Annotated in this window: 12 protein-coding genes and 3 pseudogenes; 3 read left to right on the top strand and 12 right to left on the bottom strand. The window is 71.1% G+C overall.

Translation table 11 applies throughout. The annotated features are described in order from the left end of the window. Positions 1-275: 275 nt before the first annotated feature. From VKA29_RS35955 to VKA29_RS35935, 5 genes and pseudogenes are all read right to left on the bottom strand, one after another. Positions 276-1,961, bottom strand: a complete 1,686-nt coding sequence (locus tag VKA29_RS35955; RefSeq protein ID WP_324790277.1) for a ribonuclease J — start codon at positions 1,959-1,961, stop codon at positions 276-278. A 124-nt stretch (positions 1,962-2,085) separates the two neighbouring features. Continuing rightward, positions 2,086-2,985 carry a 4-hydroxy-tetrahydrodipicolinate synthase gene (gene dapA, locus VKA29_RS35950; RefSeq protein WP_324790276.1) on the bottom strand — a complete coding sequence of 300 codons (900 nt, stop codon included), beginning with the start codon at positions 2,983-2,985 and terminating at the stop codon, positions 2,086-2,088. Positions 2,986-3,196: 211 nt separating this feature from the next. Then, a pseudogene (gene thyX / locus VKA29_RS35945) lies at positions 3,197-3,646 on the bottom strand (FAD-dependent thymidylate synthase); the annotation flags it as partial. Positions 3,647-3,649: 3 nt separating this feature from the next. After that, positions 3,650-4,396 (bottom strand): annotated as a pseudogene (locus VKA29_RS35940) (HNH endonuclease); the annotation flags it as partial. 159 nt (positions 4,397-4,555) lie between these two features. After that, positions 4,556-4,846, bottom strand: a pseudogene (locus VKA29_RS35935) (FAD-dependent thymidylate synthase); the annotation flags it as partial. 164 nt (positions 4,847-5,010) lie between these two features. Between VKA29_RS35935 and VKA29_RS35930 the strand changes: the two are divergent. Beyond that, positions 5,011-5,565: a hypothetical protein gene (locus tag VKA29_RS35930; protein WP_324790275.1), complete on the top strand. Its 555-nt coding sequence runs from the start codon at positions 5,011-5,013 to the stop codon at positions 5,563-5,565. Between the two features lie 491 nt (positions 5,566-6,056). On the opposite strand, the gene VKA29_RS35925 is transcribed toward VKA29_RS35930, so the two are convergent. From VKA29_RS35925 to rpsO, 5 genes are all read right to left on the bottom strand, one after another. After that, complete coding sequence (locus VKA29_RS35925) at positions 6,057-6,509, bottom strand: hypothetical protein (protein WP_324790274.1); 453 nt, start codon at positions 6,507-6,509, stop codon at positions 6,057-6,059. A gap of 13 nt (positions 6,510-6,522) precedes the next feature. After that, positions 6,523-7,275 (bottom strand): 4-hydroxy-tetrahydrodipicolinate reductase, encoded by a 753-nt coding sequence (gene dapB / locus VKA29_RS35920; protein WP_324790273.1) that lies wholly within the window; start codon positions 7,273-7,275, stop codon positions 6,523-6,525. Positions 7,276-7,301: 26 nt separating this feature from the next. Continuing rightward, positions 7,302-8,681, bottom strand: coding sequence for a M16 family metallopeptidase (locus VKA29_RS35915; protein ID WP_324790272.1), 1,380 nt, complete (start codon positions 8,679-8,681; stop codon positions 7,302-7,304). After that, entirely contained in the window at positions 8,678-10,912 is a 2,235-nt protein-coding gene (locus VKA29_RS35910) for a polyribonucleotide nucleotidyltransferase (protein ID WP_324790271.1), read from the bottom strand. The genes VKA29_RS35915 and VKA29_RS35910 overlap by 4 nt, the downstream gene beginning before the upstream one ends. A 345-nt stretch (positions 10,913-11,257) precedes the next feature. Then, complete coding sequence (gene rpsO / locus VKA29_RS35905; protein ID WP_004982702.1) at positions 11,258-11,545, bottom strand: 30S ribosomal protein S15; 288 nt, start codon at positions 11,543-11,545, stop codon at positions 11,258-11,260. A 266-nt stretch (positions 11,546-11,811) separates the two neighbouring features. On the opposite strand from rpsO, the gene VKA29_RS35900 reads away from it, so the two are divergent. Further along, positions 11,812-12,105 carry a DUF397 domain-containing protein gene (locus tag VKA29_RS35900; protein WP_324790270.1) on the top strand — a complete coding sequence of 98 codons (294 nt, stop codon included), beginning with the start codon at positions 11,812-11,814 and terminating at the stop codon, positions 12,103-12,105. A gap of 186 nt (positions 12,106-12,291) precedes the next feature. Here the strand turns inward: VKA29_RS35900 and VKA29_RS35895 are convergent, their stop codons facing one another. Then, positions 12,292-13,788, bottom strand: coding sequence for a PQQ-binding-like beta-propeller repeat protein (locus VKA29_RS35895; RefSeq protein ID WP_324790269.1), 1,497 nt, complete (start codon positions 13,786-13,788; stop codon positions 12,292-12,294). Positions 13,789-14,261: 473 nt separating this feature from the next. Here VKA29_RS35895 and VKA29_RS35890 point away from each other — a divergent pair, with 473 nt between their 5' ends. Continuing rightward, complete coding sequence (locus VKA29_RS35890) at positions 14,262-17,633, top strand: SCO5717 family growth-regulating ATPase (protein ID WP_324790268.1); 3,372 nt, start codon at positions 14,262-14,264, stop codon at positions 17,631-17,633. A gap of 79 nt (positions 17,634-17,712) precedes the next feature. Here the strand turns inward: VKA29_RS35890 and VKA29_RS35885 are convergent, their stop codons facing one another. Further along, positions 17,713-18,660 carry a bifunctional riboflavin kinase/FAD synthetase gene (locus tag VKA29_RS35885; RefSeq protein ID WP_324790267.1) on the bottom strand — a complete coding sequence of 316 codons (948 nt, stop codon included), beginning with the start codon at positions 18,658-18,660 and terminating at the stop codon, positions 17,713-17,715. Between the last annotated feature and the right edge of the window lie 58 nt (positions 18,661-18,718).

Genomic DNA, 18,718 nt, shown 5'->3' with positions numbered 1-18,718 from the left:
CCTTCGGTCTTGCGTTTCCGACTCTATCAGATCTTTTCTCGATCCGATTTCCTCGGTGCTTTCCAGGTTCCCGCTCTTGCGTTTCCCTTTCCGGCGGCTCCGACTTTATCAGAAGTTCTGAGTCGGAATTCCCACCCCTCCCGGGACTGGCTCCCGGCGCGCGAAGCGACCGGGTTCCCGTTCAGGCGGAGCCGTAAACGTACTGGAGCGGGGCTCCCCGATGCAAATCGAGGCGCCCCGCTGCCGGTTGGCGCGGACGAGGATCCGTCGGGCCGTCAGACCTCCACGACGACCGGGAGGATCATCGGCCTGCGCCGATAGGTGTCCGAGACCCACTTGCCGAGGGTGCGGCGGATGAGCTGCTGCAGCTGGTGGGGCTCCACGACATCGTCCCGGGCCGAACGCTCCAGTGCCTCCGTGATCTTCGGGACCACCGCACCGAAGGCCGAGTCGTCGATACCGGAGCCGCGGGCCTGGATGTGCGGTCCACCCGTGATCTTGCCGGTCGTCGAGTCCATGACCACGAACACCGAGATGATGCCCTCGTCGCCGAGGATCTTGCGGTCCTTCAGCGCCGGCTCGCCGACGTCTCCCACCGAGAGGCCGTCGACGTAGACGTATCCCGCCTGGACCTTGCCCGAGATCTTCGCCTTGCCCTCGATGAGGTCGACGGCGATGCCGTCCTCGGCGATGACGATGCGGTCGTGCGGGACACCTGTGAGGGCGCCGAGTTCGGCGTTGGCCCGGAGGTGGCGCCACTCGCCGTGGACCGGCATCAGGTTCTTGGGCCGGCAGATGTTGTAGAAGTACAGGAGCTCGCCCGCGGACGCGTGGCCCGACACGTGCACCTTGGCGTTGCCCTTGTGGACGACGTTGGCGCCCCAGCGGGTGAGACCGTTGATCACGCGGTAGACCGCGTTCTCGTTGCCGGGGATCAGGGACGACGCGAGGATCACGGTGTCGCCGTCGACGATGCGGATCTGGTGATCCCTGTTGGCCATGCGGGACAGGGCCGCCATCGGCTCGCCCTGGGAGCCCGTGCAGACCAGGACCACCTCGTGGTCAGGCAGGTCGTCGAGGGTCTTGACGTCCACCACCAGGCCCGGCGGGATCTTCAGGTAGCCCAGGTCCCGGGCGATGCCCATGTTGCGGACCATGGAGCGGCCGACGAAGGCGACCCGGCGGCCGTACTCGTGCGCCGCGTCCAGGATCTGCTGGATGCGGTGGACGTGGCTGGCGAAGCTCGCCACGATGATCCGCTTGCGGGCGCTCGCGAAGACCTGGCGCAGGACGTTGGAGATGTCCCGCTCGTGCGGGGTGAAGCCCGGGACCTCGGCGTTCGTGGAGTCGGAGAGGAGGAGGTCGATACCCTCCTCGCTCAGGCGCGCGAAGGCGTGGAGGTCGGTGAGGCGGTTGTCCAGCGGGAGCTGGTCCATCTTGAAGTCGCCGGTGTGGACGACCATGCCCGCCGGGGTGCGGATCGCGACCGCCAGGGCGTCCGGGATGGAGTGGTTGACCGCGACGAACTCGCAGTCGAAGGGGCCGACACGCTCGCGGTTCCCCTCCGCCACCTCGAGGGTGTAGGGGCGGATGCGGTGTTCCTGGAGCTTGGCCTCGATCAGGGCGAGGGTCAGCTTGGAGCCGATCAGCGGGATGTCCGGCTTCTCGCGCAGGAGGAACGGGACGCCGCCGATGTGGTCCTCGTGGCCGTGCGTGAGGACGATGCCCTCGATGTCGTCGAGGCGGTCCCGGATGGACGAGAAGTCCGGCAGGATCAGGTCGATTCCGGGCTGCTCCTCCTCGGGGAAGAGCACTCCGCAGTCGACGATCAGCAGGCGGCCGCCGTACTCGAAGACCGTCATGTTCCGGCCGATCTCGCCGAGACCGCCGAGCGGGGTGACTCGCAGGCCGCCTTCGGGGAGCGGCGGGGGCGAGCCGAGTTCAGGATGCGGATGACTCAAAAGACTCTCCTCACCACACACGCCACGTACCGGTGGCACGTGGCGCGCGTGACGTTCGTGCATGAGCAGTTGTCGTTGTGGTGCGGGCACCGGTGGCCCGCCTATTCAGTTGTGAAGTCCGATGTCAGAGCTGTACCCCGCCCGCGGCAAGATCGATCTTGAGCTGCTCGATCTCTTCCGGCGTGCACTCGATCATGGGCGCGCGCAGCGGGCCGGCGGGCAGGCCCTGGAGGGCGAGCGCGGCCTTCGACGTCATGACGCCCTGGGTGCGGAACATGCCGGTGTAGACGGGGAGCAGCTTCTGGTGGATCTCCGTCGCCTTCTGCACGTCCCCGGAGACGAACGCCTCCACGAGGGCGCGCAGGTCCGGGGTGACGACGTGGCCGACGACGGAGACGAAGCCGACCGCGCCCACCGAGAGCAGGGGCAGGTTCAGCATGTCGTCGCCGGAGTACCAGGCGAGTCCGGAGCGGGCGATGGCCCAGCTCGCCCGGCCCAGATCGCCCTTGGCGTCCTTGTTGGCGACGATCCGCGGGTGCTCGGCGAGCCGGACCAGGGTCTCGGTGTTGATGGGGACGCCGCTGCGGCCGGGGATGTCGTACAGCATGACCGGCAGGTCGGCGGCGTCGGCGACGGCCTTGAAGTGCCGGTGGAGGCCCTCCTGCGGGGGCTTGTTGTAGTACGGCGTGACGACCAGGAGGCCGTGGGCGCCGGCCTGCTCCGCGGCCCGGGCGAGTTCGATGCTGTGGTGGGTGTCGTTCGTGCCCACGCCGGCGACCACGTGGGCGCGGTCGCCGACGGCCTCCAGGACCGCCCGTACCAGATCCGATTTCTCCGCGTCGCTGGTGGTGGGGGACTCGCCGGTGGTGCCGTTGACGATCAGGCCGTCGTTGCCTGCGTCCACCAGGTGGGCGGCGAGCCGCTGCGCGCCGTCGAGGTCGAGTGCGCCGTCCGCCGTGAAAGGCGTGACCATGGCGGTGAGGACCCGCCCGAAGGGGGTCTGCGGAGTGGAGGTCGGAGCCATGGGGAACACGCTACTCGTTGCTCACGGCGGGGTCTGCCCTCGGGTCGGCGCGAAAAGTCCGGACAAAGGTGGAGCCCGGTACTGCCTGCTCGGGGGTTCAAGCAGTACCGGGTCCGTTGATCAGGCTAGATGAACTTCAGTAAATGCCGCAATACGGACACTTCACCCGGCTGGGACGTACAAGTGTGCGCCACCGGGGAGCGTGGACGCGTTACGGCGCCACTCGCCCGTTCGCGTTGAACGCCTGGTACGTGAGCGGCATGAGCCGGGCCCACTCCGCCTCCATCTTCTCGCCCACCATCTCGATCTCCCGCTGCGGGAAGGACGGCACCCTGGCCGCCTCGTGCTGGGTGCGCAGGCCGAGGAAGTGCATCAGGGAGCGGGCGTTGCAGGTGGCGTACATCGAGGAGAACAGGCCGACCGGGAGGACGGAGCGGGCCACCTCGCGGGCGACGCCGGCGGCGAGCATCTCCTGGTAGTGCTGGTACGCCTGGATGTACGACTCCTGCATCGAGCGTTCCACGATCTCCTGCTGAGCCTCGGTACCGGGCACGAACTCGTATTTGCCGGGACGCCCCTGCTGCACGAGTCTGCGGTCCTCGCCCGGGACGTAGAAGACCGGCTGAAGCTCCCGGTAGCGGCCCGACTCCTCGTTGTACGAGTTGTGGACGACGAAGCCGTCGGCCAGGAAGTTGTGCCAGGGGCCTTCCACGGAGAGGTCGTACGTCATCTCCTCGCCGGCGGCCTCGATGGCGACGACCTGGTCCGGCACCGCCTCGGCGACCTCTCCGCCTCGCCGGGCCAGTGCCTGCTCCTCCGCGCTCTTGGTGGCGTGGCACGGCTCACACGCGGGAGCGAGATTCCTCTCGTCGAGGGCCTGGAGCAGATCACCGGTCACCGGCACGACGTGGTCCAGCGAGAGACGCTCTCGTGGGAAGTCCTGGCCGCACAGGTGGCAAGCGTCGACTTCCTTGATGAGCCTCTCGCGCTGCATCGAGGTCCATACGCCGATGCCGCGGCGCAGACTCGGCGGGACCAGAGCCTGTGACGGGCGCGGCGCCGTACCGGCGACGAGCACGGCGTCCCCGACGGTGAGCTCCCCCGCCTTGCACCAGCCCTCGGGGGTGAACAGAGCGTGGTCGACGGTACAGCGGAGTGTCTTGCCGGAGGCGGTGCTGATCTTGATGAGCGGCTTGACGCCCGACTCGATCACGTCGACGATCCTCGCCCGCTGGGCGAGCAGAGTTTCCTCGTCGTAGCAGCGCACGTGATTGCGGCGCACGGATTCGAGCTTGCGGATACGAGTGCTGGGGTGCAGCTCCCGGAACTCGGCTACGGCCGACTCGGCCGCCTCACGGTTCTCGTACAGGCCCAGGTAGTGGTTGGTGTCGCCGCGCCGCACCTGCGCCATCCACTTGCCCGCCCGGCTGTGCCAGGTGACGCCGCCGGCCGAGTGCGGCAGGCGGTCCTCCACGCCCGTGTGCCAGAGCTCGTACAGCTCGGCGATGGGCCTCCGGCGCAGATGACCGGCTTCGCTCTCGAGGGTGATCTCGGTGTCCCCGGCGATGCACCAACCCACGCGGTGTCGCATGAACTCGCGGAAGACGAAGATCGGGGCGCTGATGAAGAACGTCATCGAGTTGTGTTCGAAAGGACTGCCGTGCCGGTCCCGCATCAGGTAGTTGATCAGGCCCTTGGAGCGCTCCGGGTCCTTCCGCAGCTCGTCCAGGGACTGCTCGCCGGCGGTGGAGACGCGTGCGGCCCACAGGACGTCGGAGTCGGCCGCGCTGTGCTTGACCAGCTCGACGGTGACATCGCTCCGGAAGCTGGGCTTGAGGTCGTCGGCGGGGGTGTCGGTCACGGCTCGGCGGGTCCTTCCATCACGTCTCTCGGGCGGCGCCCACTCTACGTCCCGGCACCCGGCACCGCTGACGCGTCCGGGCCCCCGATGCTGGTGGGCGGGGGCCCGGGCGGATAGCCTCACCGGTCAGTACAGCCCGCGCATGGATCGAGTGAGGACCAGTCGTGCCCCTGCCCTTCCTGACGGCCGACCGTACTTTCGAGGCGACCGACGACGTCGCGTTGCCGTTCGACGACCGGGAGCGCTGGCGACGCCCCTACCGGCCGGGGCCGTGGCGGGTGGGGGCGGCGGCGATCCTGCTGCTGCTGGCCTCGTTCGTGCTGTTCGCGGCGGTCGCCACCGCGTTCACCGCTCCGCCGGCGCGGGCCGGCGCGGTCTTCGGCGCCGCTCTGGCCGTCATCGCGGGCGCCCTGCGGCTGCTGCGCATGGGCGTGTGGGTGAGCCCGCGGGGCCTGCGCCACGTCGGCTTCGCGGGGACCCGCACCACGCCCTGGGAGCGGGTGGTGGCCGTGCGGACGGTGCAGCAGCCGGTGCGCTGGCTGGGGCTGCCGCGGACCGTGCAGGGTCAGGCGCTGACGCTCGTGCGGCGGGACCGTTCCGCGGGCGGCGCACCGCCCCTGATGACCACCCACAACGCCGACTTCCTCGGCCGCTTCCAGGCGTTCGACCGGGCGGCCGACACGATCGAGGCGTGGGCCGCGGAGAACCGGCGGGCCTGAGCCCGGGAGCGTGGTGCGGAAGGGGCCGTCCGGGTGGACGGCCCCTTCCGCGTCCGGGTCCGCGGGTGCGGTTTCCGCGTCCGCGGGTGCGGTATCCGCACCCGCGAGTGCGGTATCCGCGTCCGCGAGTGCGGTATCCGCGTCCGCGGGTGCGATCGGTGGTGGACCGTCCGGGCGGTGTCGTTCGCGGGGGCCGCGGGCACCGAGGGCCGGACCGTTCCGGTCGGGGCGCAGCCCGCGGAGGATTGCGTCCCGCCCGCGCCGGAGCAGTCGGCGACGGGGGCGCCGCGTGCGCTTTCCGTGCCGCGCGTGTGCGGCCGGGCCGGTGCTTCGAGCGCGCGTGAAGACGAGGGGGCGGGGCGAGGGCAAGGTGGCGTGCTTGAGGCGAGGGCCAGCGCCCGGGCGGGCATGCAGGCGCGTGGAAGCCCCGTCTCGGGCGGGCATGCAGGCGCGTGGAAGCCCCGTCTCGGGTGTGCGTGTGGGTGTTGCGGTCAGGCGTCGGCGGGGCGGTTGTCGTGGAGGGCTATGGCGCGCTGCATGGCCTTGCGGGCCCGTGGGGTGTCGCGGGCGTCGTGGTAGGCGACGGCCAGGCGGAACCAGCTGCGCCAGTCGTCCGGCGCGGCCTCCGTCTCGGCCTTGCGCCGGGCGAAGACCTCGTCGGCCGAGTCGCGGTCGATGCGGCCGGCCGGGGTGCGTTTCAGCTCGTCGACCGGCAGGCCGCCCTCGGCTTCGAGTTCGGCGGCGAGCCGGTTGGCCTTGCGGACGAACTGGGTGTTCTTCCACAGGAACCACACGCCGATGACCGGCAGGATCAGCACCGCCACGCCGAAGGTGACGGTCAGTAGGGTGCCGGACTGGATGAGCATGACGCCGCGGCTGCCGACCAGGACGAAGTAGAAGACCAGGACGGCGGCCGTGACGGTGTAGGAGATCTTCGCGCGCATGATGTCGCCGGGCTCAGCCCAGGTCCAGGAAGTGTTCCAGGCCGAAAGTGAGGCCGGGGGCCGTCACGACCCGGCGGGCGCCCAGCAGGATGCCCGGCATGAAGCTGCTGTGGTGGAGGGAGTCGTGCCGGATGGTGAGGGTCTCGCCCTCGCCGCCCAGCAGGACTTCCTGGTGGGCCAGCAGGCCGCGCAGGCGGACGGCGTGGACGGGGACGCCGTCCACGTTCGCGCCACGTGCGCCGTCCAGGGCGGTCGCCGTGGCGTCCGGCGCCGGGGGCGAGCCCGCCTTCGCGCGGGCCGCGGCGATGAGCTGGGCGGTGCGGGTGGCGGTGCCGGACGGGGCGTCCACCTTGTTCGGGTGGTGCAGCTCGACGACCTCGACGGACTCGAAGTACGGCGCCGCGATCTGCGCGAACCTCATGGTGAGCACGGCGCCGATGGAGAAGTTGGGCGCGATGAGCACGCCCGTCTGCGGGGACTGCTCCAGCAGGCCGCGCAGCCGGGCGAGGCGCTCGTCGGTCCAGCCGGTGGTGCCGACGACCGCGTGGATGCCGTGGCTCACGCAGTACTCGAGGTTGGCCATCACCGAGTCGGGGGTGGTGAGTTCGACGGCGACCTGGGCGCCGGTCCCGGCGAGCGTCTCCAGCCGGTCGCCCCGGCCGAGGGCGGCGACCAGTTCCATGTCCTCGGCGGCCTCGACGGCCCGTACCGCCTCCGAGCCGATCCGGCCCTTGGCACCCAGGACCGCCACACGCAGCTTGCTCATGTTGTTGCTTCCTTCGACGGGAGGGGTCAGGCGACGGCGTCGTGCAGGCGGGACGCCTGCTTGTCCTTCAGCGGGCCGATGACCGACAGGGACGGCCGCTGTCCCAGGATGTCGCGGGCCACCGAGCGGACGTCGTCCGGGGTCACCGACGCTATCCGGGCCAGCATGTCGTCGACCGACATCTGCTCGCCCCAGCACAGTTCGCTCTTGCCGATACGGTTCATCAGCGCGCCCGTGTCCTCCAGGCCCAGCACCGTGGAACCCCGGAGCTGGCCGACGGCGCGGCCGATCTCCTCGTCGGACAGGCCGTGCTCGGCGACCTGGTCGAGTTCGTCGCGGCAGATCTTGAGCACGTCGTGCACCTGCGAGGGCCTGCAGCCCGCGTACACGCCGAACAGGCCGCAGTCGGCGAAGCCGGAGGTGTACGAGTACACGCTGTAGGCCAGGCCGCGCTTCTCGCGGACCTCCTGGAACAGCCGGGAGGACATGCCTCCGCCGAGGGCGGTGTTGAGCACGCCGAGGGCCCAGCGGCGGTCGTCGGTGCGGGGCAGGCCGGGCATGCCGAGGACGACGTGCGCCTGCTCGGTCTTGCGGGCGATCAGCTCGACGCGGCCCGCGGTGCGGATGGTGCGCCGCCCGGCGCGCGGGGCGATGGGGGTGGCGTGGCCGTCGGTGAGGGCGCCCGCCTTCTCGAAGGCCGCGCGGACCTGTCGTACGACCTTGTTGTGGTCGACGTTGCCGGCGCAGGCGACCACGAGGTGGGTGGGGTCGTAGTGCTTCTTGTAGAAGCGGCGGATGCGGTCGGCGGTGAGGGCGTTGACGGTGTCGACGGTACCCAGGACGGGACGGCCGAGGGGGTTGTCGCCGAACATCGTGTGCGCGAACAGGTCGTGGACGCAGTCGCCGGGGTCGTCCTCGGTCATGGCGATCTCTTCGAGGATGGCGCCGCGTTCGACGTCGACGTCCTCCTCGAGGATCAGGGAGCCGGTCAGCATGTCGCAGACGACGTCGATGGCGAGGGGCAGGTCGGTGTCGAGCACGCGCGCGTAGTAGCACGTGTACTCCTTCGCCGTGAACGCGTTCATCTCGCCGCCGACCGCGTCGAGGGCGGAGGAGATGTCGAGCGCGCTGCGCCGGGAGGTGCCCTTGAAGAGCAGGTGCTCCAGGTAGTGCGTGGCGCCGTTCAGGGCCGGGGTCTCGTCGCGGGAGCCGACGTGCGCCCAGATGCCGAAGGTCGCCGAGCGCACGGAGGGCAGGGTCTCGGTGACGACGCGCAGGCCACCGGGGAGGGTGGTCTTGCGGACGGTGCCGATGCCGTTCGCGCCCTTGATGAGGGTTTGGGTACGGGCGACGGCCCGCGCCTCCGAAGAGGTGCGGGCCGTCGCCTCGGAGCCACGGGACGTCACTGGTCGGCGTCGTCCTTCTTGGTCTCGTCGGAACCGTTGTCGGAGTCGCCCTCGCCCTCGATCACGGGGACCAGGGAGAGCTTGCCGCGGGAGTCGATCTCGGCGATCTCGACCTGGACCTTCTGGCCCACGCCGAGCACGTCCTCGACGTTCTCCACGCGCTTGCCGCCGGCCAGCTTGCGGATCTGCGAGATGTGCAGCAGGCCGTCCTTGCCGGGCAGCAGGGAGACGAACGCGCCGAAGGTGGTCGTCTTCACGACCGTGCCGAGGTAGCGCTCGCCGACCTCGGGCATCGTCGGGTTGGCGATGCCGTTGATCGTGGCGCGGGCGGCTTCCGCGGCGGGACCGTCGGCGGCACCGATGTAGATCGTGCCGTCGTCCTCGATGGTGATCTCGGCGCCGGTGTCCTCCTGGATCTGGTTGATCATCTTGCCCTTGGGGCCGATGACCTCGCCGATCTTGTCGACCGGGATCTTCACGGTGATGATCCGCGGCGCGTTGGGGGACATCTCGTCCGGCGTGTCGATCGCTTCCATCATCACGTCGAGGATGTGGAGGCGGGCGTCACGGGCCTGCTTCAGGGCGGCGGCCAGGACGGAGGCCGGGATGCCGTCCAGCTTGGTGTCGAGCTGGAGGGCGGTCACGAACTCCTTGGTGCCGGCGACCTTGAAGTCCATGTCGCCGAAGGCGTCCTCCGCACCGAGGATGTCGGTGAGGGTGACGTAGTGCGTCTCGCCGTCGATCTCCTGGGAGATCAGGCCCATGGCGATGCCGGCGACGGGGGCCTTCAGCGGCACACCGGCGTTCAGCAGCGACATGGTGGAGGCGCAGACCGAGCCCATGGACGTCGAGCCGTTGGAGCCGAGGGCCTCGGAGACCTGGCGGATCGCGTAGGGGAACTCCTCACGCGTCGGCAGGACCGGCACCAGGGCGCGCTCGGCGAGGGCGCCGTGGCCGATCTCGCGGCGCTTGGGGGAGCCGACGCGGCCGGTCTCGCCGGTGGAGTACGGCGGGAAGTTGTAGTTGTGCATGTAGCGCTTGCGGGTCACCGGGGAGAGGGTGTCCAGCTGCTGCTCCATGCGCAGCATGTTGAGGGTGGTGACGCCCAGGATCTGGGTCTCGCCACGCTCGAACAGGGCGGAGCCGTGGACCCGCGGGATGGCCTCGACCTCGGCGGCCAGGGTGCGGATGTCGGTGACACCGCGGCCGTCGATGCGCTTCTTCTCCTTGATGACGCGCTCGCGGACCAGGGACTTGGTCAGCGACCGGTACGCGGCGGAGATCTCCTTCTCGCGGCCCTCGAACTCCGGCAGGAGCTTCTCGGCGGCGAGGGTCTTGACGCGGTCCAGCTCGGCCTCGCGCTCCTGCTTGCCGGCGATGGTGAGCGCCTGGGCGAGCTCGGGCTTGACCGCGGCGGCCAGCGCCTCCAGGACGTCGTCCTGGTAGTCGAGGAAGATCGGGAACTCGGCGGTCGGCTTGGCGGCCTTCGCGGCGAGGTCGGCCTGGGCCTTGCACAGCACCTTGATGAAGGGCTTCGCGGCGTCCAGACCGGCGGCGACGACCTCCTCGGTGGGCGCCTCGGCGCCGCCCTTGACCAGCTGGATGGTCTTCTCGGTGGCCTCGGCCTCGACCATCATGATCGCGACGTCGCCGTCCTCCAGGACGCGGCCCGCGACGACCATGTCGAAGACGGCGTCCTCGAGCTCGGTGTGCGTCGGGAAGGCCACCCACTGACCGCGGATCAGCGCGACGCGGACGCCGCCGATCGGGCCGGAGAAGGGCAGACCGGCCAGCTGCGTGGACGCGGACGCGGCGTTGATCGCCACGACGTCGTACAGGTGGTCGGGGTTGAGGGCCATGATCGTGGCGACGACCTGGATCTCGTTGCGCAGGCCCTTCTTGAAGGACGGGCGCAGCGGGCGGTCGATGAGGCGGCAGGTGAGGATCGCGTCCTCGCTCGGCCGGCCCTCACGGCGGAAGAAGCTGCCGGGGATCTTGCCGGCGGCGTACATCCGCTCCTCGACGTCCACCGTCAGCGGGAAGAAGTCGAGCTGGTCCTTGGGGTTCTTGGACGCGGTGGTGGCCGACAGCACCATGGTGTCGTCGTCCAGGTACGCCACGGCGGAGCCGGCGGCCTGCCTGGCCAGGCGGCCCGTCTCGAAGCGGATGGTGCGGGTGCCGAAGGAACCGTTGTCGATGACGGCTTCGGCGTAGTGGGTCTCGTTCTCCACTAGCGTTTTCTCCGATACTTTTCGTCTTTTGCCCCGCCTGCCCGTGTGACAGGGGGACCGTCACGGAGAAGCGCGCCGTCTGGTGCGGGCCGGTCTTCGATCGAAGCACCCGGGGCTCACGCCCGGGGGCCACTACCGAGGACCGGCGGCGGCGAGGTGCGCTTCTCGCTGTGTCGTTCGTACGTCGTACGTCGTGCGTTGCGCGGTTCGCGTTGTGCGTTTTGCTACCACACTACAAAGCGCGGGTGACACTCCGCATGTTTCCGCACGTACGGTGAAGGTTTCCGTACCTACGGCAAAGGGAGCGGTCCCGATCCCTCCGGGAACCGCTCCCTTCACGGCGTCTTACTTGGCGCCCGCCGCACCACGGCGGATGCCGAGGCGGTCGACCAGCGCACGGAAGCGCTGGATGTCCTTCTTCGCCAGGTACTGCAGGAGGCGGCGGCGCTGACCGACGAGGATCAGCAGGCCGCGACGGGAGTGGTGGTCGTGCTTGTGGGTCTTGAGGTGCTCCGTCAGGTCGGAGATCCGACGGGAGAGCAGAGCGACCTGGACCTCGGGGGAGCCGGTGTCACCCTCCTTGGTACCGAACTCGGAGATGATCTGCTTCTTCGTGGCGGCGTCGAGCGACACGCGTACTCCTCATAGTCTGTGAACGGCCACCGAGTGCCCCCGGTCTGCTTCTCGGGGGAGCTTCCGTGACTCGGAAGGCGGGGATCCGCTGGGCGCGGCCTCCAGGGCGGTGGGCTCCGGGGGCGCGTACACGAACGGCCGTCACTCAGGGTACCAGGAGGTGGCGGGCCCCTTGACCGCGGTCACCGAAGCGCCCGGGGCGGGCCCGCGAGGCCACTAAGGTGAGCGCGGACCGTTACGTAACGTAGGGAAGGGGTCGCTGCGGGATGGCGGAGACGGAGCAGGAGATCAAGGCGCGCAAGGAACGCGAGCGGGACGAGCTCTACGCCCTCGACATCTCCGGCGTCGAGTGGCACAGCGCGCCGGGCACGGAGGAGCACGAGGAGCGGGTCGAGATCGCCTACCTTCCCGACGGTGCCGTGGCCATGCGGTCCTCGCTCGACCCGGACACCGTGCTGCGGTACACCGAGGCGGAATGGCGGGCCTTCGTGCTCGGCGCCCGCGACGGGGAGTTCGACCTGGAGCCGGCGCCGGGGAGCGGGGAACCCGCCGCGGAGTGACCCCGGGCGGGGCGCACGGACGTCGAAGAGCCGAAGTGGGGCGGCACACGCTTGTGCCGCCCCACTTCCGTGTCCGGTGCCGTGTCCCGTTCCGTGTCGGGTTCGGTGCCGGGTTCGGTGCGGGGTCGGTGCCGGGTTCCGTGTCCGGCGGGCCGGGGTCGGTTCATCGGGGCCGGTTCATCGGGGTCAGTGCTTGAGCCCGGCGCTTCCGATGCCGAGGGCCAGCAGTACCGGGTCCTTCGGGGCCTTGTCGTCCCGGACCAGCTCGCGCTTGGCGAAGAACATCCGGCCCTGCTCGTAGACCATGTCCGACTGCTCCGGGTCGCTGAGGTCGTACTCCTCGTCCTCCGGCAGCTGGAACAGCAGGAGCGGGGTCTCCTTGTCCGTGGAGGGGTTCCAGCGCACCACGGCCGCGGGCTGGACGGGGTCGCCGCTGCGGCGGTAGACCAGCAGGTCGTCGCCGCTCATCCGCAGCGGACAGACCATCTGCCTGTCGCGTCCCTCGAACTTGCCGGCCGTCCGGCCGGTCTTCCGGTCGAACGCCACGATCCAGTCCGGTGCCTGGCCGGCGTCGAAGTTCTCCTTGCTCAGGACGTACACCTGGGTACGGCCCGCGACCACGCCGTCGCAGTTCTCCACCACGCCGAAGTACCCCGCCCCGAAGTAGCGGTCCTCGCACTTGGGGTCGTAGCCGCTCATCGAGATCGTGGCGAGGTGCTTGCCGTGGTCGTCGAGCGTGATGAGGTCGGTGACCAGGGTGTCGCCGGCCGCCACGGCGAGGACCGGCGGGTCGGAGGACGGGAGGTAGACGTCCTGCACCCCGGCCGCGAGCCGGTACGTCCACTCGGCCCGGCCGGTGCGCGGGTCGAGCTTCTGCACCCGGTACCGGGTGTCGGGCAGCGGCCCGCACGCTTCCAGCGCGAGCAGCGCGCCGCCACCGGCGAAGCCCCTGTCCTCGCACCGCGAGACGCTCGTGCTGTTCCACACCTGCTTGCCGGTCTCCATGTCGTACGCCACCGAGCCCTCTCCCCAGGCGACGGCGACGACGCCCTCGGTCAGGGTCAGGTTCGTGTTCGTCACGAAGGCGGAGCCGGCGTTCGGCATCTTGGCCTGCCACAGCTTCTTGCCCGTGTCGAGGTCGACGAAGACCACCTGGTCGCAGACGCCCTTGGTCTTCGCTCCCGCCGGCGTCGGCGGCTGGACGACGACCGCGGTACGGCCGTCGGCGGTGACGTGGCGGCTGGTGGCGCACAGGTGGCCGCTCAACTTCAGTTTCCAGGCGACGTCGTCGTAGCCGGGCTCGATGCGGTAGCCCTCGATCCGGTTGGCGACGCCCTTGGCGAGGATCTTCTTGGTGGCCCAAGTGCCTGGTGCGTAGCGGGGGTTGGTGTCGGAGTTCGCGGCGAGGTCCGTCTCCTTGTGCTCGACCACCGGTTGGCCCTCGGGCGAGACGGGGTCCTTCTCCACCGTGTCCCTGATCTCGTCCGGCTTCTGGACGGCGACGGCCGGGGTGCGGTGGTCCGGGGCGTCGCCGTCGGAGAGCGCGAGCCAGCCGCCCACGCAGCCGACGACGGCCGCCACGGCCGCCATGGCGCCGAGGAGTTGGAGGCGGCGGCGCCTGCGGGCTCGGTCGGCCGCGAGTGTGGACTGGGTGTAGATCGAGGGAGGTGGGCCGAAGCTCACGCGAAGAAGTCCTTTTCGGTCGGGTTCAGTTGCGTTCAGTCAGGGATGGTCGGCTGCAGTCGGGGGCAGTCGGAAATGGCTCGGAGCGGCCCCTACTATGCCCGCCGGCCCGCGCGTCGAAGGGGGGAGGTGCGTCGTGGCGGTGGTGCGTACGGGCCTGTGAGGGTTGTCGGCCGGGCCTCCGTGCGGGCCATTCCCGTACATGGACCGCTTTGTTCACCAATACGGCTGCTGCATACGGCACTTACGGGCAGGTGGTGACGCAGCGGGCGGGTGCTCGGAGACGGACAGGCCTGCCGGGGCGGGGCTTGTGGTGATTAGGCTGGGACAGGGCGCGTCGCCAGAACCCGTGGACCCGGCGGTGGCGTCCCAGGGGGAGAGCCGGCGCGTCGGACGACCTCGAACGACTCAGGACGACAAGCAATGGTCGCCCCAGCACGGCATGAGGGTGCTCGACCACACCAGGAGGAACTGTGAGCAGCGATCGGGACGGGATCCGCGGGGGCTGGGCCACACCCGGCGATGACCAGCCCGACGCGGAGTCCGCCATCGAGACGACGGGCGAGTTCACCATCGACTACGCGCCGCCCGCCTGGTACACGCAGAACGCCTCCGGGAATTCCGGTTCCGGCTCGCGTGCCGGGGAGACTTCGGCGCCGCCGTCCCAGGAACCCACGGCCGCACAGGGCCCGGGGCAGGGCGCTGAAGCGGCTTCCGGCGGCGCCGACGCCGGTCCCGGTGCGGGTTCCGGTACGGGCCCTGGTGCGGGTTCCGGTACGGGCCCTGGTGCGGGTTCCGGTACGGGCCCCGGTGCGGGTTCCGGGACATCCGCTCCTGCGGCCGGCTCGCCCTCCGGTTTCTCGTTGTCGTCGCTGCCCGGGCTGACTCCGCCGGCTCATGTGCGTCCCCGGCCGCCGGCCGCGGGTCCCGCGCCCGTTCCGCCTCCTCCGGCTCCGGCTCCGGGGGCGCCGTTCACGCCGCCGCCCGCGCCTGCGCCCGGGGCGCCCTTCACGCCGCCGGCTCCCGCGCCCGGTGCTCCGTTCACGCCTCCCGCGCCTCCCGCGCCGCCGGTCGGCGGTCCCGTCGCGGTGCCGAGGCTTCCGGTAGGCAGTGGATTCGAGCCGCAGCTCCCGCAGCCGCCTCAGCAGTCCCGACCGCCGCAGCCGACGCCCCCGCGGCCTGAACCGCAGGGCGCGGAGGGGTCCGGGAACGGTGACCTGGACAGCGGCGCCACCATGAGGATCTCCGCCGTCCCGGTGAAGCGGGAGTTGGCGGAACACACCGACGCCGCGGTCGTTGCCGCGCCGGAGCCGGAGCCTGAAGTGGAGCCGGAGCCCATGTCGGAGGCGGAGCCGATGGCGGAGGCGGAGACGGTCGACGAGCCGGTAGCGGAGAGCCCGGCGGGTGAGACGTCCGGTGAGGACGACGGCGAGCCCAAGGGCATGTCCGCTGCTCCGGAGACGGAGGACGCCGGGCACGGGGGTGCGGTGGAGGAAACCGCCCCGGGCGACGCCGAGGCGGAGGTCGCGGAAGAGACCGAGGTCCGGGAAGCGGCGGAGGCCGAGGAAGCCGCGGAGGCCGAGGAAGCCGCTGACCATGAAGCGGAGCCCGAGGACAGCGTGCCCGAGGTGGCCGAGCCCTCCGACGTCGTGGGTGAGGAGGCCGGTCAGTCGGACGTCGGCCCTTCGGACGCCGTGGTCGCTGACGCCGAGCCCTCCGACGCCGTACCCGCGGACGCCGAGCCCCATCAGGACAGCGGGCCCCAGGACGCCGCTCCGGCCACGTCGGACGTCCCGCAGGACGCCCCCCAGAACACGCCCCAGGACGCGCCTCCGGCTGCGGCTCCCGCGCCGCAGCCCGTGCTGCCGCCGTTGCCGCCGTCGTACCAGCCGGCCGCCCCGGCACCGGCGGCCCAGTGGCCGACGCAGCCGCAGCAGGCGGAACCGCCGGCGCCCGCACAGCCGCAGCCGACGCCCGTCCAGGGCCGGCCGCCCGTGCCGCCGCAGCCGTTCCAGCCGCAGGCTCCGCAGCCCGCCCCGGCGGCCTGGACCCAGCAGCCGCCGGCCGCGCCCGTCCCGCCCGTACCGGACGGCTACGGCTTCCCGCACCAGGGAGCACCGGCCCCCGCGGCGCCGCTGCCCCCCGCCCCGCAGGACGGCTACGGCTTCCCCCACCCCGGCGCGCCCGCACCAGCACCGGCCCCCGCTCCCCCGCAGCCCAGCGCCCAGCACCCCGTCGGCCCGCCGGCCCCGGCCCCGGCCCCGGCCCCGGCCCCGCAGGACGGCTACGGCTTCCCCCACCCCGGCGCGCCCGCACCAGCACCGGCCCCCGCTCCCAACACCCCGGGCGGCGGCTACGGCTTCCCCCAGGCGCCCGCACCCCAGCCCCAGCCCCAGCCCCAGCAAGGGGTGCCCCCGCAGGCGCCACAGATGCCCCAGCCTCCCGTCGACCCCCGGGTCGGGACCGCGTGGCCGCAGCCCATTCAGCACGACCAGCGGCAGCCCATCAACCCCGGTGCCGCGCCGCTCGGTTACACGGCCGCCGTGGAGCTGTCGTCCGACAGGCTGCTCAACAACAAGAAGCAGAAGGCGAAGAGCGGGCGGCCGACCGCCGCGTCGTCCAGGTTCAAGATCGGCGGGAAGAAGGAGGAGGCCGAGCGGCAGCGGAAGCTGGAACTGATCCGGACGCCCGTGCTCTCCTGCTACCGGATCGCCGTCATCAGCCTCAAGGGCGGCGTGGGCAAGACGACCACGACCACCGCCCTCGGCTCGACGCTCGCCACCGAGCGCCAGGACAAGATCCTCGCGATCGACGCCAACCCGGACGCCGGAACGCTCGGCCGCCGCGTGCGCCGGGAGACCGGGGCCACCATCCGTGACCTCGTCCAGGCGATCCCGTACCTCAACTCCTACATGGACATCCGCCGGTTCACCTCCCAGGCGCCGTCCGGTCTGGAGATCATCGCCAACGACGTCGACCCGGCCGTGTCCACGACGTTCAACGACGAGGACTACCGGCGCGCGATCGACGTGCTCGGCAGGCAGTACCCGATCATCCTCACCGACTCCGGCACCGGTCTGCTGTACAGCGCCATGCGCGGCGTGCTCGACCTCGCCGACCAGCTGATCATCATCTCGACGCCCTCGGTGGACGGGGCCAGCAGCGCCAGCACCACGCTGGACTGGCTGTCCGCGCACGGCTACTCCGACCTCGTCTCGCGGTCCATCACCGTGATCTCGGGGGTCCGCGAGACCGGAAAGATGATCAAGGTCGAGGACATCGTGTCGCACTTCGAGACGCGGTGCCGGGGTGTGGTCGTGGTGCCCTTCGACGAGCACCTCGCCGCCGGTGCGGAGGTCGATCTCGACATGATGCGGCCGAAGGTCAGGGAGGCGTACTTCAACCTCGCGGCGATGGTCGCCGAGGACTTCGTCCGGCACCAGCAGTCGCACGGTCTGTGGACCTCCGACGGCAACCCGCCGCCGGTCGCCGCACCGCCGCTGCCGGGCCAGTTCCCCGGCCAGCCGCTCCCGCCACCGGGCCAGCAGGCCCCCGGTCAGCCTGTCCCCGGCCAGCCTGTCCCCGGCCAGCAGTTCCCCGGCCAGCCGGGCCCCTACCCGCAGGCACCGCAGGCGCAGCACCCGCAGGCGCCCCAGCCCGGTCAGCCGTACGCCCCGGGGCAGCCGTACCCGCAGGCCCAGCCCGGCCAGCCGGTCTACCCGCAGCCGGGGCAGCCCTACCAGCAGCCCCCGCAGCCCCAGCCGCAGCCCCAGCCCGGTTACGGCTACCCGCAGCACCCGCAGCAGCCGGAGGGGCAGAACCCGCCTCCGCCGCCCCAGCAGTAGGCCGGCGGCAGGCCGGGAGCGAACGAAGGGCGGCCGGTGCCCGCGAGGCACCGGCCGCCCTTCGGCGTCACAGCAGCGGTCACCCGGCCGCGGCCACCAGTTGCCGGCAGCGCTCGACGTCCTTGGCCATCTGCTCCAGCAGCGCTTCCAGCGACTCGAACTTCGCCTGTCCGCGGACGAACGCCAGGAAGTCCACGGCGACGTGCAGACCGTACAGATCCAGGTCGACGCGGTCGATGGCGTACGCCTCCACCGTGCGCTCGGTGCCGTCGAACTGCGGGTTCGTGCCGACGGAGATCGCGGCCGGCATCACCTCGCCCTGGGCGTGCAGCCAGCCGGCGTAGACGCCGTCGGCCGGGATCGCGGTGTGCGGCAGCGTCTCGACGTTGGCGGTCGGGAAGCCCAGCTCCCGGCCTCGCTGGGCGCCGCGCACGACCACGCCCTCCACCCGGTGCGGGTGACCGAGGATCTCCGCGGCGCCCTCGACGTCGCCCTCGGCGACCAGGCGCCGGGTGAGCGTCGAGGAGAACGGCTCGCCGCCGCCCGCATCGCCGCTGACGTACAGGTCGACGACCTCGACCTCGAAGTCGTAGATCTTGCCCTGCTCGGCCAGGAAATCGACGTTGCCCGCGGCGCGGTGGCCGAAGCGGAAGTTCGGGCCCTCGACGACCGCCTTGGCGTGCAGCCTGTCGACCAGGACCTTGACGACGAAGTCGGCCGGCGACAGCTTCGAGAACTCGGTGGTGAACGGCAGGATCAGCACGGCGTCCACACCGAGGTCGGCCATGAGCTCGGCGCGGCGGTGGTGCGGGGCCAGCAGCGGCGGGTGACTGCCGGGGCGGACGACCTCGCTGGGGTGCGGGTCGAAGGTGACGGCGACGGCGGGAACGCCCAGCTCCCGCGCACGGTCCACGGCATGCCGGAGGATCAGCTGGTGCCCGCGGTGCACCCCGTCGTAGGAACCGATGGTGACGACGCTGCGCCCCCAGTCCTCGGGGATGTCCTCCAAGCCACGCCAGCGCTGCACTGTGACCGCTCCTCGAACCCGTGTCCGTACTTACCGTTGACCACTTACGCAGGTCTAA

The sequence above is a fragment of the Streptomyces sp. H51 genome (assembly GCF_035656535.1).
In the GTDB taxonomy this organism is placed as follows: Bacteria; Actinomycetota; Actinomycetes; order Streptomycetales; family Streptomycetaceae; genus Streptomyces.
This window is presented reverse-complemented; position numbering and strand designations above follow the sequence as displayed.

What these genes read in the sequence shown, in the direction of transcription:
- dapA (WP_324790276.1), bottom strand. Translation starts at nt 2,985, where the DNA reads ATGGCTCCGACCTCCACTCCGCAGACCCCCTTCGGGCGGGTCCTCACC.
- VKA29_RS35900 (WP_324790270.1), top strand. Translation starts at nt 11,812, where the DNA reads ATGGCGGAGACGGAGCAGGAGATCAAGGCGCGCAAGGAACGCGAGCGG.
- VKA29_RS35925 (WP_324790274.1), bottom strand. Translation starts at nt 6,509, where the DNA reads ATGCGCGCGAAGATCTCCTACACCGTCACGGCCGCCGTCCTGGTCTTC.
- dapB (WP_324790273.1), bottom strand. Translation starts at nt 7,275, where the DNA reads ATGAGCAAGCTGCGTGTGGCGGTCCTGGGTGCCAAGGGCCGGATCGGC.